At 37.9% G+C, this 15,000-nt stretch carries 15 protein-coding genes; 3 read left to right on the top strand and 12 right to left on the bottom strand.

Going from position 1 to position 15,000, the window contains the following annotated elements:
* Positions 1–193 precede the first annotated feature (193 nt).
* Positions 194–649, top strand: coding sequence for a hypothetical protein (locus PQ474_RS21805; protein ID WP_273847713.1), 456 nt, complete (start codon positions 194–196; stop codon positions 647–649).
* Between the two features lie 73 nt (positions 650–722).
* On the opposite strand, the gene PQ474_RS21810 is transcribed toward PQ474_RS21805, so the two are convergent.
* The 10 genes from PQ474_RS21810 to PQ474_RS21855 form a co-directional block, all read right to left on the bottom strand.
* Positions 723–2,012, bottom strand: coding sequence for a peptidase (locus PQ474_RS21810; RefSeq protein ID WP_273847714.1), 1,290 nt, complete (start codon positions 2,010–2,012; stop codon positions 723–725).
* A 13-nt stretch (positions 2,013–2,025) separates the two neighbouring features.
* Complete coding sequence (locus PQ474_RS21815) at positions 2,026–2,694, bottom strand: 3-oxoacid CoA-transferase subunit B (protein WP_273847715.1); 669 nt, start codon at positions 2,692–2,694, stop codon at positions 2,026–2,028.
* On the bottom strand, positions 2,679–3,359 hold the full coding sequence (locus tag PQ474_RS21820; RefSeq protein WP_273847716.1) for a CoA transferase subunit A: 681 nt from the start codon (positions 3,357–3,359) through the stop codon (positions 2,679–2,681). Before PQ474_RS21820 ends, PQ474_RS21815 begins: the two co-directional genes overlap by 16 nt.
* Positions 3,360–3,364: 5 nt before the next feature.
* The gene (locus tag PQ474_RS21825; protein ID WP_273847737.1) at positions 3,365–4,702 is read right to left on the bottom strand and encodes an aspartate aminotransferase family protein; all 1,338 of its coding nucleotides are present in this window, start codon (positions 4,700–4,702) and stop codon (positions 3,365–3,367) included.
* A 37-nt stretch (positions 4,703–4,739) separates the two neighbouring features.
* The gene (locus tag PQ474_RS21830) at positions 4,740–5,015 is read right to left on the bottom strand and encodes a YokU family protein (protein WP_273847717.1); all 276 of its coding nucleotides are present in this window, start codon (positions 5,013–5,015) and stop codon (positions 4,740–4,742) included.
* A gap of 98 nt (positions 5,016–5,113) precedes the next feature.
* The gene (gene kamA, locus PQ474_RS21835; protein ID WP_273847718.1) at positions 5,114–6,511 is read right to left on the bottom strand and encodes a lysine 2,3-aminomutase; all 1,398 of its coding nucleotides are present in this window, start codon (positions 6,509–6,511) and stop codon (positions 5,114–5,116) included.
* Between the two features lie 287 nt (positions 6,512–6,798).
* Positions 6,799–7,659 carry a putative beta-lysine N-acetyltransferase gene (ablB, locus tag PQ474_RS21840; RefSeq protein WP_273847719.1) on the bottom strand — a complete coding sequence of 287 codons (861 nt, stop codon included), beginning with the start codon at positions 7,657–7,659 and terminating at the stop codon, positions 6,799–6,801.
* A 23-nt stretch (positions 7,660–7,682) separates the two neighbouring features.
* Positions 7,683–9,074: a sigma-54 interaction domain-containing protein gene (locus PQ474_RS21845; protein WP_273847720.1), complete on the bottom strand. Its 1,392-nt coding sequence runs from the start codon at positions 9,072–9,074 to the stop codon at positions 7,683–7,685.
* 49 nt (positions 9,075–9,123) lie between these two features.
* The gene (gene cls, locus PQ474_RS21850; RefSeq protein ID WP_337956387.1) at positions 9,124–10,575 is read right to left on the bottom strand and encodes a cardiolipin synthase; all 1,452 of its coding nucleotides are present in this window, start codon (positions 10,573–10,575) and stop codon (positions 9,124–9,126) included.
* 140 nt (positions 10,576–10,715) lie between these two features.
* Positions 10,716–12,005, bottom strand: a complete 1,290-nt coding sequence (locus tag PQ474_RS21855) for a glycoside hydrolase family 18 protein (protein ID WP_273847721.1) — start codon at positions 12,003–12,005, stop codon at positions 10,716–10,718.
* A 148-nt stretch (positions 12,006–12,153) separates the two neighbouring features.
* Between PQ474_RS21855 and PQ474_RS21860 the strand changes: the two genes are divergently transcribed.
* The gene (locus PQ474_RS21860) at positions 12,154–12,798 is read left to right on the top strand and encodes a M50 family metallopeptidase (protein WP_273847722.1); all 645 of its coding nucleotides are present in this window, start codon (positions 12,154–12,156) and stop codon (positions 12,796–12,798) included.
* 46 nt (positions 12,799–12,844) lie between these two features.
* Here the strand turns inward: PQ474_RS21860 and PQ474_RS21865 are convergent, their stop codons facing one another.
* Together PQ474_RS21865 and PQ474_RS21870 are read right to left on the bottom strand one after the other, a co-directional pair.
* Positions 12,845–13,045 carry a nitroreductase family protein gene (locus PQ474_RS21865; protein ID WP_273847723.1) on the bottom strand — a complete coding sequence of 67 codons (201 nt, stop codon included), beginning with the start codon at positions 13,043–13,045 and terminating at the stop codon, positions 12,845–12,847.
* A 179-nt stretch (positions 13,046–13,224) separates the two neighbouring features.
* Entirely contained in the window at positions 13,225–13,323 is a 99-nt protein-coding gene (locus tag PQ474_RS21870; protein ID WP_273847739.1) for a hypothetical protein, read from the bottom strand.
* 181 nt (positions 13,324–13,504) lie between these two features.
* Here PQ474_RS21870 and PQ474_RS21875 point away from each other — a divergent pair, with 181 nt between their 5' ends.
* Complete coding sequence (locus tag PQ474_RS21875; RefSeq protein ID WP_273847724.1) at positions 13,505–14,995, top strand: hypothetical protein; 1,491 nt, start codon at positions 13,505–13,507, stop codon at positions 14,993–14,995.
* The last annotated feature ends 5 nt before the right edge of the window (positions 14,996–15,000 follow it).

Raw genomic sequence — 15,000 nt, forward strand, 5'->3', positions numbered from 1 at the left:
AAAAATTTTTTAAAAATTCCTTCAGTCTCAACAAATCTAAAAGATCTCATTCAACAAATTACGTTATGCAACTTAGTTAAAAGTGTGTATTCGGTAGTAAAATCACCCCAAATTTTTAAAAAACGTCAGAATTTTTTGTGTTATTTTAACCTCATTACATGGTTTCATGTTCATATTTAGAAGAGGTGACAGTATGAGAATGAACTGGTTCATGCTATCTGGTTTTATCCTATTGTCTACGTCCACTACATCGTTTTTCATGCCATCGAACAATACCTTGTATGTTTTTGACCATGTCATCTTCAATCAAGAGTTTCAAGCGCAAGAATATTCCTTTTTTAAAAGTCCACATGGTTTCCGACCACTCACTGAAGCCGGGGTATTTCTAGTAATCTATCTCTTCTATCAAAGGAGAAATAGACTGATTTATCTCCAAGCAAAACCCTTTTTACTAGCCGTATTTTATCAATCGAACAATTTTAAAGAGCAGACGCTTTCTGCGAAAAAATTGATCGAGAATGGAGGATGCGACATGCTCATATTACGTGTGCTAACGATTTGTATTTTCACTGCTAGTGCTCTTAGTATCTTTTTATATCAAGGAATCGAATTTACTCTAGCTATGTTAGACCTACTCAAAAATAAATGAGTTAGACTCTTAAGACTTGTATCCAATCGTAAAAAAAGCGCAATGACCCTATTGCGCTTATTACTAATCTCATCTATAACGAGCCCTCATCATATACACCGCACCAATCCACTAATGTTAGAGCGATGATTTCAGCAGCTTCAAAAACACGATCTAGAACAATATACTCATTGGGAAAATGCGCTTTCTCTGTAACGCCCGGTCCGAATACGATAGATGGGGTTTCTCCCACTTTCGTCAATAAACCTCCGTCCGTCCCCCACGGAGAGGCTTCAATTGTTGGAATCTGATTTAAAACGGTTTGATAATTTTTAGATAAAGATTGAACGAGTGGATGTTCCACCTCTATCGCCCCAGGCAGCCATCTCGCTCCAAACCATTCAAGTCTTACTGGATGTTCAGTAAACCAAGAGTCTGTCTCTCCTATTTTTTTCATCCAACTTTCCATTTCTGCTTTTGCATCCTCCATCGTCTCCTCTGGCGATACACCCATTCTACCTTCTACCTTTACCAAATCAGGAACAGATGAAGGCCAATCTCCGCCTTCTATTTTGCCAATGTTGATTGGAATGGGAATTGGAATCTTCTTATATAATGGATCTGTAATTCGTTCATTTCTCCTTTTTTCTAACTTTAATATATGATCAACGACAACCATACTCTTTTCAATGGCACTTACCCCTTCATATCGAGTTCCACCGTGTGCAGATTGCCCCTTCACATGTAGTCTAAACCACATTGAACCTTGTTGTTTAGGGAAGATCTTCATGTTCGTCGGTTCAGGGATAAGAGCTGCGTCGGCTGTGTATCCTCTTAATATCGATGCTAATGTACCTGCTCCACCACTTTCCTCTTCTATAACACTTTCAAAAATTACATCACCTTTTAAATTAATATTTAACGCTTGAAGAGCTCGCATTGCCATAAGAAGAGCTACATTGCCTCCTTTCATATCTGTAACGCCCCGGCCGTACATGTTCCCATCTTTAATCATTCCACTGTAAGGATCTATATTCCATTGCTCCATATCACCTGCTGGAACGACATCAATATGACCATTTAAGATAATTGAACGACCTTCACCTTTCCCTCTTAAAATACCAACTATATTAGGGCTACCCATAAATTCTGAACGCGATGATGCAAAATAAGGGTTCTTCTGAAGTTCTTCCCCATTTGGTTCCCATAAGTCAATATCGAGCCCCATATCCGTTAATGTATTCAAAATAATTGTTTGCGCCTTTGCTTCGTTCCCTTGTGTACTTCCTGCTTGAACTAACCTTTGAAGCAACTTGATTCCATCATGCTTATTTTCCAAAAGCCACTGGTTAATTTGTTTACTTAAATCAACGTTTCCTCTCACTTCAAGTCGCCCCCTAACAGTCTTCGTTAACTCTAATGGAATCAGCTATGATTAACGGCGCTCCGGTAAGACGAATGACATCCTCAACTGTGTGTGGGGCCATTAACTCCTTTAAAACTAATCCATCGTCTGTTACTTGAATCACTGCCATATCTGTGATAATCATATCGACACAGGCCGTTGCGGTTAATGGAAAGCGACACTGTTTTAAGATTTTTGCTTCTCCATTTTTGCTTGTATGGTTCATGACAACTATGACTTTCTTTGCCTTTTTAGCGAGTTCCATCGCCCCTCCAATTCCAGGTACTCTTTTTCCAGGGACGATCCAATTAGCCAAGTCTCCCTGTTCACTAACTTCTAACCCTCCTAAAATAGTCATATCAATATTCCCAGACCTGATCATTCCAAAAGCAATAGCACTGTCAAAATAAGAAGCGCCCGGTTTGATCGTAACGGGAATGCCCGCAGCGTTACAGAGCATAGGATCCTCTAACCCTTTTTCAGGAGATTTCCCCATCCCAAGGATGCCATTTTCAGCATGAAACATTACATCAAAAGATGCCGGAATGTGATTCGCAACAAGAGAAGGAATACCTATTCCTAAATTTACTACCATTCCATCTTTTACTTCGGCTGCTGCTCGTTTCGCCATTCGATTGCGAATGTCTATTCCCATGCCCATCTCCAATCGACTCCTTTACTTTCAATCACCATGTCAACGTAGATACCTGGCGTTACAATTTCAGAAGGATCTATTTCTCCAAGCGGAACGATTTTATCGACTTCAGCAATCGTGAAAGCACCAGCCATGGCAACTAATGGGTTCGTATTTCGAGCACTTGTTTCGTACACTAAATTACCATAATAGTCAGATTTTTTCGCGGACACAATCGCAACATCTGCGGTTAAAGCAGTTTCAATTAAATATTCCTTCTCGCCAATTAGTAGCTTTTCTTTTCCGTCCTCGATAATACTCCCGATTCCAATATCGGTTAAGATTCCACCCAGTCCGACTCCACCTGCTCGGATACGCTCTGCTAAAGTACCTTGTGGCGAAAATTCAACCTCTAACTTACCATCAACCATTAACTGTCCAGCAACTGGATTGGACCCAATATGTGAAGCGATTAATTTTTTAACTCTACCTTGACTGACTATTTTACCGATACCAATATGGGGAAAGCCAGCGTCATTTCCAATTAAGGTTAGATTCTTTATATCTTTTTCGATCATTCCGTTGATGATAGTTGGTGGATTGCCTACACCTCCAAAGCCACCGAACATCAATGTGCATCCATCACTAATTTTTGACAGAGCTTCATCGAGTGAACCGATCTTGTTAATCATCTCACCTACCTCCTCTCCCGTTTGATTTCTTGTAACACCTCATCAAAAATGGAGACGAGTTGTTTTATTTCCCGTTTTTTTATGACTAAAGGAGGGGCAATAATAATGGCATCTCCCACTCTACCGTCTACTCCTGACGACGCAGGATATAAAAGTAACCCTTTTTCCCTAGCACACTTAATGATCTTATTCGTTAACCCCTTCTCTGATGGGAGTGGTTCTTTTGTCATCTGGTTAGAAACAAATTCCACTCCTATCATCAAGCCTTTCCCCCGTATATCACCGATAATGGGATGAGATTTTTTTAACCGTTCCAATTTTGCAAGTAGATACTTTCCATTTTCATAAGATTTCTTCACCAATTGATGTTTCTCAATATAATTTATGACCGCCAGTGCGGCCGCAGCTGACTGTGGGTTCGCACTATACGTATGACCACTCATAACTGATTTAGACCCTTTAAGAATTGGCTTCATCACCTTTTCACTAGCTAAAGTTGCTGCAATCGGGGCATAACCTGCACTCATCCCCTTCCCAAGAGCAATGATATCAGGTGAAACATTCCAGTAATCCATGGCAAACATTTTGCCCGTTCGGCCGATGCCGGTCATCACTTCATCTGAAATAAATAGAATGCGATGCTTTTCGCAGATTTGCTTAATTCTTTGATAATAACCATCGGGAGGAACGAGCACACCCCCAGCTGCTCCAACGATCGGTTCTGCAATAAAAGCAGCAATATGTTCAGAACCAATTCTATTTATCGCTGTTTCAAGTTCACTCGCACAGGTTAGGTTACAATCTGGATAGGACTTCTTAAATGGACAACGATAACAATAGGGTGGAGACACCGTTGGACAATCCTCTAACAGTGGTTGAAATCGTTCTCTCCTTGTTACGTGTCCCGACATCGATAAAGCACCTAAGGTAATCCCATGATAACTAATCCATCGGGAAAGAATTTTTGTTTTCTTGTAATCTCCTTGTTCTTGCCAATGTTGAATCGCCATCTTCATAGCTGTTTCTGTTGCCTCCGAACCACTATTGACAAAAAAAGACCAGTAACGCTCGTCGGTATTTACTATTTCATTCAGCTTCAAGGCAAGATTTTCTGCTGGATCAGTTGTAAATTGAGATCGATAAACAAAAGAAAGATTCTTAGATTGATTATGCATGGCTTTAATAATATTTTTTACTCCATGGCCAATACTAGCCGTAATAGCCCCTGAAGAACCATCCATATACTTCTTCCCTTGATCGTCGTATAAATAAATACCTGACCCGCGAACAGCCTTAGGATAGAAATCATTCATGAGCGGTTTAATTAATAGTGATTCCTTCATCATGATCCCTCTCTTTTCTTGTTGAGGAAATACGAGTCTAGTTGAAGCGAAAATAATTTTGCTTTAATAACTTAGGCTGAGCCATCAATTGCTCGTATGTTGTTGTTTTTTCTAATTTTTTTGTATCAATAATCATCAATTGATCTTCTAATTGAATAATGATCTTTTCAGATTGATATTCCATGCCGCAGGAATTACAGTAAAAGCCTGGAGTTTCGGTTATCTCAATGGCTCGGGAGCCATCTGGTAGCTCCCAATAGACCGTACAAGAGATTGCGGTTGCTTCATTTGCGTCACACCATTCACACTTCATAATCCCATCTCCTTTCTGTAAAAATACGCTTGTTATGATGAGACGACTGAGTAAAGCTGCAACGTTGTGAGTCATTGCTACTTATCATTTTCATAACCTCATGATGTTTCATCCTTTTTGTTGAATTGGGCTTGATATTTCTTTTCTTTCAATTGATCTCGTTTCTCTCGTTTATCTTTTAACGTTATATACCCTTCTGATTCTTGATAATTAGAGCGACGGTTATAGCGTTCTAATGATTTCGGGATCATCACCTTCTGTTCATCATTTAAAATAGCAGAGATGCCCGTGTTCATTTGCTTTTCTTTATAATTTTCATAGATATTTTCAAAATACTCATCAGCTCGACCTGGTACATATCCTTTTGGTTCAGGATAACTCGTAATGACTCCCTCAAAATTTCTAAGAACCACTTTCTCTGGACTCTGTGAAATCATGTAATTGGGCTGTAAAGTGATTTTGCCTCCACCACCTGGCGCATCTACTACAAACGTAGGTACACTATAACCAGACGTATGACCACGCAAGCCCTCAATGATCTCTAGTCCCTTAGAGACAGGCGCACGGAAATGACCAATTCCTTCAGACAAATCACATTGGTAAATGTAATAAGGTCGTACTCTGATTTTAACAAGGTCAAGATTTAGCTTTTTCATGATAGGTAGACTATCGTTAATTCCAGCTAAAATCACAGCTTGGTTCCCAACTGGAACACCAGAGTTTACTAACATTTCACAGGCGTTCTTGGATTCTTCGGTGATTTCAATAGATGTATTAAAATGAGTATTAAGCCAAACGGGATGATATTTCTTTAAAATGTTACATAAATTCTCAGTAATCCGTTGTGGAAACACAACCGGTGCCCTTGTTCCTATTCTTATAATTTCAACATGAGGGATTTCTCTAAGATTCTTTAATATATATTCAAGAATCTTGTCATTAATTAATAGACCATCTCCACCTGATAAAAGAACATCACGAACTTTCGGCGTGTTACGAATATAATTGATCGCATCATCCAATTGTTTCTTTGGTACACCCATTCCTATTTGTCCTGAAAAGCGTCTGCGCGTACAATAACGACAATACATCGAGCATTGGTTCGTTACGAGGAAAAGTACACGGTCAGGATAACGATGTGTCAATCCTGGTACTGGAGAGTCTTCATCCTCTTCTAATGGATCTTCTAAATCATATTTCGTTTTATGAATTTCCTGACCAACAGGTACAGACTGCATTCGGATTGGACACCTTGGATCATCAGGATTCATTAAAGAGGCGTAATAAGGTGTGATATTTAAAGGAATGGTCATTGTTGAAATTCTAACCCCTTCTTCTTCCTCAGGAGTTAGGTTGATCACTTTTCTCAAATCATCTAGCGTACGAATCGTATTCGTTAATTGCCAAATCCAATCATTCCACTGTTCCTCTGTGACATCTTTCCATAACTCAATTTCTTTCCAATGACGTTTAGGCTTATATAAATCCATTCTCATATTAATCCCTCCTATTTTACTCTTTCTTATTTATTAGCAATTTTCGTGCCAACTTTTTATACTAAAAAAAGGCTGACTATACGCGAAAATCTACTGTCCACTTCAAAAATAAAAAGCGCATAAATAAAAAACTGCCTGATAATCGGCAGTTTCTCGTTAATAAATGCTATATTTCCATGCCCAAATTTAGGCAATAGTGTTTAAAAATCGGCAGTTTCACTTGTCTTTTGGATTTAGCGAAACGAAACAGCTTATCCAATTAAAAGATTAAGGAACGGAAAGAGCCATCACTGATATTTCTTAGATAAATCTTTCACCCAGACATTCATATCTTCGAGTTTCTCGTAGATATAACAATTGTTTGTTAACCTTCCTCTATACGTATAATCAAGCTGATAAAAGGCCGCATTCATTCCAAAGGATAGTGCTCTTGCAATCGAGAAAGAACAATAAATCTTTTCTTTCCTTAACTCATCTTCTAATTTAATCAGTAACTTTTTCATTAACCCATATTTTCGGTGCTCAGATAACGTAGCACAATCTGTTAATTCAGCATGATTAAACTGCTTATTTATATCTGCAGATGCTGCACTCACAATCTCATTATTGCATTCAACGATATAAAAAATTGTACCGCCATTCATGACTTTTTTCACATATTCTTCATGATCCATTGGAGTAGGGTATACTTTGAAAACACTCCCGTAAAGATTAGCCAGGTTGCTAGAATCAGACAAGGTAGCTTTCCTAAAGTGATAATGAGAAGGTGCTGTTTTTGTCTCTGGTTGTTTTCCTTTTATTATCACACGCGCAAGTATCTCATTTTCTTTCATCCAAACGTTGCTTGTTCGTCTAGCATCATCTGTATAGAAAGCCATCGTATAATTATCAGTTCCGTTAAAAAAACCGCTAAAGATCGCTTCTAATTCAAAGCCCTGAGACAACAGCTGTTGCCAATGTTCTGGACGGCTATGAAAGATTACTTTCGTAAATCGCTCTTCTTGAACAATGTTTCTTATAGCTCCTATTAATTCCTCAACGTTTCCTCTATACTCATCAATTCTAAGTCGTTTATTAAAAAAATCAAAATAAAGAGTAGCTGTAAAGGCCGCTGTCGATATTTCTTTAATTACCGGTTGAGATTTCATGACTTGAACTCCTTTCCCTAAATCTACAACATGATTTGGTATTTTTTTAATTTATATTGAAGGGTTTGTCTCGGAATCTCAAGCAATCTCGCTGTTTGTAAGATATTATAATTTGTCTTTTTTAACGCTTTAGTAATGAGTTCCATCTCTGTATGCTCCACAGCTAAGCGAAGAGATTTAAACTGCGTTAGACTATTTTGAACCGGACTTTCTTTTAGATATACTGGTAGATCGCAAAAATTTAATTTGTCTCCCTCCGCCATATTCATTGCAAATTCAATGGTGTGCTCGAGTTCCCTTACATTCCCTGGCCAATGATGACTCTCAAGCATTTCCAACACCTTAGAATCGACATCAACAACCAGTTTATTAAAGGAGTAATTATACTTTTTTATGAAGTGACGAACTAGTAAAGGAATATCCTCTTTCCGATTACGTAATGGTGGGATTTCAATAAAAATCACATTTAACCGATAATATAAATCAGATCTTAATTGCTGGTTCTCGATACATCTAAGTGGATGCTCGTTCATAGCTACGATCATGCGAACATCGACTAAATAAGAATCCGTCCCCCCCAGTCTTCGAATCACTCCATCCTCTAAGACTCTTAATAATTTAGACTGAAATTCGAGCGTCATAGAATTGATTTCATCTAGAAATAACGTTCCTCTGTGGGCGAGTTCAAATAATCCTGCTCGGTCAACCGCTCCCGTATAAGTCCCCTTCTTCGTCCCAAATAGTGTACTTTCAAGCAAAGTTGAAGGTAAGGTTGCGCAGTTTTGGGCAATGAATAGTTCATTTTGTCGATTGGATTCGTTGTGTATTGATTGAATAAGCAATTCTTTTCCCGTTCCCGTTTCTCCATAAATCATTACAGGTGAAGAGGTTTGAGCGGCTTTCCGAGCTAAATCCTTTACTTTTATCATTTCAGAAGAAGCGGTAACAATATCATCGAAATGATACCTAGCTCCGGAGATAGAAACTGGTTTTGTTTGTTGTAGGTGTACTTTTCCTTGAAGGTCAAGGAGAGATTGCGAAAGGCTCTTGACCATTGTTAAATCTTTCGCAATTTCTACCGCTCCAATAATTCGCTTGCCAACCTTAATGGGTAACGTTGTATTAATTGTATCAATAAACTGTCCTTTAATATTTTTATATGACTGCGGCTGCTGGTAAATGGGCTTTCCGCTTTCCATTACCTTTAGTAACGTGCTGGATTGCTTATTTAACGATGGAAATACGTCTAGAATATGTTTTCCAAGAACGTCTTCAATCTTAACCCCATCATTAGTGGCAGCCACTTGATTGTAATAAATCGTCATTCCGTCTCCGTTCACAACATGAATCGCTTCATCAATACTTCCTAATATGGCTTCAAGCATTTGTTTTGTTTCAAAAGGTTTTAAAAACAATGAAATCACCCCCTTCCCCAAAAGAAAATAGTTCCACCGTCAGGACCATTTACAAAATAGGTGACAACAACCTTGAGATTGATTCTTTAAATCGGATTTTGGATGGACGTTGTTCATACTCTTCAAGTGTTAACTCTCTAGATTCCTTGATATCTTCATGAAAAAGCTTCGTTAACTCATTTACTTTTTCGGTTGAATAAAGAAAAGCATTAACTTCAAAGTTTAATCGAAAGCTTCGTACATCAATATTAGCTGTGCCAACAGAAGCTATTTTGTCATCTGCAACAATCGTTTTACAGTGAAGAAACCCGTTATCATAAATATAAACTTTTGCACCCATTCTTAGTAATTCTCCAATATTCGAGTATGTAGCCCAGTAAACAAATGGATGGTCCGGTTTGTTAGGGATCATAATTCGAACATCTAAGCCTGAAAAGCATGCGACTTTAAATGCATCGAGCAAGCTTTCGTCCGGAATAAAATAAGGGGTTTGAATGTAAACATACTCTTTTGCCGTTAGGATCATTTTTATATAAGCTTTCTTTATTTGCTCTAATTGCGAGTCCGGTCCGCTCGATACAATTTGGATTCCGAATTGCCCATATTTTTTCGTAACAGGAAAGAGAAAATCTTTAATATGCAATTCTTTTTTAGCTGCCTGATTCCAATCTTGTATAAACCTTGTTTGAATGTGATTAACAGCCTCACCTACAATTTTCAAGTGAGTATCGCGCCAATAACCAAAACGTTGATTTAAACCTAAGTATTCATCGCCAACATTAAACCCACCAATATAACCAATTTCGCCATCAATGACGACCAGCTTTCGATGATTCCGGAAATTAAGCGTTAAATTAATAAAAGGGATTTTAGACGGGAAAAAGGCTTCCACCTCTCCACCTGCTGATTTAATTTTATGAATAAATGCCTTACTTAATGTCCTAGACCCTAAATCATCATACAACAATCGTACTTGAACGCCACTCTTTGCCTTTTTCGCAAGTTCGTCGGCTAATTTATTTCCAAGTTCATCATCACGAATGATGTAATACAAGATATGTATGTGGTTCTTAGCCTGTTTAATGTCTGCTAATAGAGAGTCAAATTTTTCTTGTCCGGTTGTAAAAATGGTAACGTCGTTATTTTGAGTAAGTAGTGAAGCATTTTGATTTAGATTCATCATAATAAAGTCTTTGTATTTAAAAATAGCTGGATCCCCGATTCGATACGTATCATTTTTCAAAGTCGTAATCTGATCCATGACTGACCCTTTTAATAACAAATAACTTTCCTTATCCCACCTAAATAGCTTAGATCGGCTTAAATTACGGCCGAATATAATATATAAAATAAAACCAGCTATCGGGAGAAATGTTAATACGATAGCCCATGTCCAGATCGAGCTAACATTTCTTCTTTCTAAAAAGATAATCATAAGAATGAGTACTGTATTGACTAAAAAAACCAAAGCGAGAATGATTGAAATAACATTCATATTCATAAAGCCTCCACCATCTTAATGTATTCAGCTATATGACTAGGATACCATGTTTCCTTATTTTGTCTAATGCACAAAAGAGAATGACTTTTAGATGTTCTACCTCAGGTCATAGATCTATCTATAAAGTCACTCTCATCTATTCAACGTTTAACGACGTCGAAGTTTTCCTGGATCAGTAGCCAATTTTGTGGAAAAGGCAGACCGAGTTTCCAATAACTAACCCCTCTTAATCCCAAGCGTTTAATTAAATCGAATTTCGCTTGAATCGACCTTGCATCTTCAAACCATACCTTATGAGACCGGCCTTGTTCATCTACATAATCAAAATGAGGGGCCTGAGCTTGAAAATCATATTGGATTGGTACATTGTAGGTTTTAGCAATCTCAATGGCTCTTTGCGGACTTATCGCTCTTGCATACGGGCCTCCAGGTACATAAGGTAATGTCCAATCATAACCATATAAATTTTGTCCCATCATAATTTTCGAGGCCGGCATCTCCGTTAAAGCATATTGAATGACTTGCTCCACTGGGCCAATCGGAGAAACAGCCATTGGTGGTCCGCCTGAATAACCCCACTCATATGTCATTAAAACCACAAAGTCAACAATCTCTCCATGAGCTCGATAATCATGCGCTTCATACCATTGTCCTGGTTGATCGGCTCTCGTTTTTGGCGCTAGTGCACTTGAAATAAGCAGTCCTTCTGCCCTTAACCTTGCTGCAGCTCTTCTTAGAAATTGGTTATAAGCTACTCTTTGGTTCCCGGGTAAAAACTCAAAGTCAAAATGAACATCCGTATATCGACCAACACGTCTTGTTTCGGCAACGATATTATCTAAGAGTAACTCTTGCACGGCTTGACTTTGCAAGATATCTCTACCTAGAGCGCCACTGAATTGACCTCCTTCTAAATTCGTTACTACCATCATTAAAGATGCACCAGTATCTCTTGCTACTTCAGGGATTCCAGTTAAAGGTTGCGGAACTAAGGATCCATCTCTTCGTGCTTCATAACTAAAAGGGGCTAGATACGTTAACAACGGACCTACTGCTCTTGCTTCATCTAACAATGCCTGACTAACGGTTGTTCCTCTTGGTTCTATATAAGCATTAGTCTCCACTCTTGGTCTTGGTGTAGGCGGTATGTACATACGTAGTCCTACTCTAAGTGGCTGCGCTGGATTCATTTGATTGATTTCTGCTAGAGATAAATAATTAATGCCAAAACGCTGTCCAATTAACCATAAACTATCCCCTGGCTTTACCCAATAAAATCGACCCCATATTGGGACGACTAATGATTGCCCTACGACCAGTACGTTTGGGTCTGGTATTTGATTAACCCGTACAAGCTCTTCAACGGTAGATTCGTACGTTTGGGCTATATTCCAAAGTGTATCTCCTGACTGAATAACATGTATTTGCATTTTCAATCCCTCATTTCCTCTGTAAAAAAGATGGTATGTCATACATCTTATGAGAGAAATAAAATGTCCTATACTTCAAAACAAAGTATAGCTATTTAAAACGACTCGAAATGGGTATGATGGTACGGAAAGGGGTGCGCATTTTTTTATGGAATTTATGTATGCCTATATCGCAATAGCGATTATTATTTCTTTTATTCCTGTACTAAAATCTATTTTTGCTACCATCCATACACTTATTCATGAAACTGGGCATGCGCTAGCTGCCCTATTAACGAGTGGAAAAGTCTACTCCATTTCCTTATACTCAACTACTGATGGAGTTGCTTGTACTGGATCAAGATCATGGTGGAGTTCGGTCGTCGTTACGTATGCCGGCTATACCTTTTCATCCTTAATTGCCATTCTTGCCTTTTTCCTCATTGCAAATGAAGAAACAGTCTTCTTGTTTTATATTTTCTTGCTTATTGCCTTAATTAATTTACTCTTATGGGTTCGCAACAAATTTGGAGTATTGTGGCTTCTTCTCTATATCGCGGGTTCGCTTGTAATCATTCATTACCAATGGAACATTCTAAAAGAAATCGTTGTTTATTTACTTTCTAGTGTTATTTTGGTTCAATCCGTTCTCGCGTCTTTTACGATTCTTATCTTAAGCATGACCAATTCGAAACAAGCTGGCGATGCAAAAGGGTTACAGAAGCTCACCCTTGTTCCGGCTTTTGTATGGGGAATTATCTTTTTCTCGCAATCATTACTGGCTACTTATTACGTTATTGTTTATCTTATCTAGGTACCTTAAAAAGTCCTTAGTACTTATACTAAGGACTTTAGATGTTTCACGAGAGCCGTGTTGTCACATCTTTATAAGATGTCTTTTTAACATGTCTAGGCTCCATATCCGGATATCCAACATAAATTAATCCAAGTAAAGCACCTTTGTCTGAGAGTCCGAAAAATTCTTTCGTTTTTTCATGGTAGCATAATGACCCAGTACGCCAAATCGTACCCAAACCAAAACGATGTGCCGCAAGTAGCATAGTTTGAATTGCACTATGAACCGCAGCATATTCTTCTTAAACCCATACATTTTTTTGTTTTATGGCTCTACCACCACCGCAATAATGATTGGTGCCCGAAGCGGATTCTTTTTCACTTTATTAAGTTTTTTTGACTTTCTTCTGTTATTGTATCCTGCAATTCTTTCCTCGTTATATCCTCAAATCCAGATCCGGTTTCTTGCATCTCCTTCTAACACAATGAATCTCCACGGCTTCGTTCGAAAATGATTAGGCGCAAATGTTCCTGCATAGAGTATTTGTTCAACTAATTGGGTACAGGATCTCCCTTTACTCGTCCAATGCTTCTTCTAGAAAGTATACCTTCCATTAAGTTCATGCAGACTCTTCCCTTCTAGCTTTGAATTAATTTATCTTATCTGAAAAACGGTTGTCTCGTGACAATGCATGGATCTTCACCGACTAATGAAGAGAGGTCATATGGGTAGGTCGTTCGATTTTTCATTAGATCTAATCATTTTCCTTTACTCTTCCTTAACCGAAACATTAAAATATAAGATAAACAGTTCAACCATCAGGTCAAAGGAGATGACCATTACGTTACAAAAATTAACCAAACTATTAGGTGTACTCTGTTATTTAACATCCATTCTTTATTTGATTGAGTTATTTATGCCTAGTGATCTGTTAAGATTGATTTATAGTGGGATAGCTTTCATTTTACTTGTTAGCACTCTTTTTTTCTTAACGAGTGTAAATCGTCTCATAGTTCTTGCTTTGATTGGAACAGGCATAATTTGTTTTTACATAGAACAGACAAGTATTCTTACAGCCTTGTCAGGATTTGGTGAAAACATTAATCTATTATCGCTTTTTTTATTAATTCCTATTATCGGTACATTCATGTCAACAGCAGGCTATTTATCAGCGTTAAAACATACAGTACAATCGAATCAACACAAAAGCGGTCAGCACCCATATCGATTTAGCTTTATCCTCACAGGTTCCATTAGTATTCTTTTAAATTTCGGTTCAATGGCTATTGTAAAGAGAATCATCACAGAAAGTTTCTCTGGCTATCAAAAAAAGAAACTCACATTAACGATTATGAGAGCCTTTGCTACTTCGATGTTGTGGTCGCCATACTTTGTTAACGTTGGACTCGTGCTCGTCCTATTTGATCTTTCTTGGTTTGACATTGGTGGATTTGGATTTATGTTAGGAATTATATACATTGTCTATTGTGCAATTATGTTTCGTTTTATATCTTTTTCAGATGATCCTAGGATTGAACAGGAAACAGAAATAGAGACGGATAAACAGGTCTCTTCATCCTTACTGCCGTTTTTCACATTTTCGACCGTTCTCATAAGCTTATCGTTTATACTTGATTATCTTTTAGCGGTGAAAATGTTAACCATCGTATCCTTGCTTGCCATTGTTTTGCCCTTTCTATGGGCATTTTTTACAAGGATCTTCAAGACTTTTTTTCAAGACGTTACCGAACAAGTGTTACATTCATTTGATCTACTTAAGAATGAATTAGCTGTGTTCATTAGTGCTGGTTTTTTAGGAATGGCTATGGCTTCAACCGATATCGGTATTTTTTTATCAACCGTCCTTTTTCAAGCTTCATTCGATTCTGTTTTCTTGCTTAGTCTCTTACTTATCATAGTTGCAACAGTTCTGGCGCAAATCGGTATTCATCCAGTTATCATTGTGATCGGTATTGGTAATGCTTTGTCTCCAGATAAATTTGGAGTAAGTCCTGAGTATTTAGCTTTAGTATTACTTGTTGCCTGGACAGTCTCTACACAAATATCACCATTCTCAGGTCAGGTCTTAATGGCATCAAGGTTAATGGAACAACCAACGAAAATAATCGTAAAACAAAATTTTGTATTTATTAGTATACTTGCCATCATTTTGACAAGTGTTCTATATGGTTTTAACTTATTGGGTTGGATATAGGAAGG

The organism is Halalkalibacter alkalisediminis (assembly GCF_028610705.1).
GTDB classification, from domain to species: domain Bacteria; phylum Bacillota; class Bacilli; order Bacillales; family Bacillaceae_D; genus Halalkalibacter; species Halalkalibacter alkalisediminis.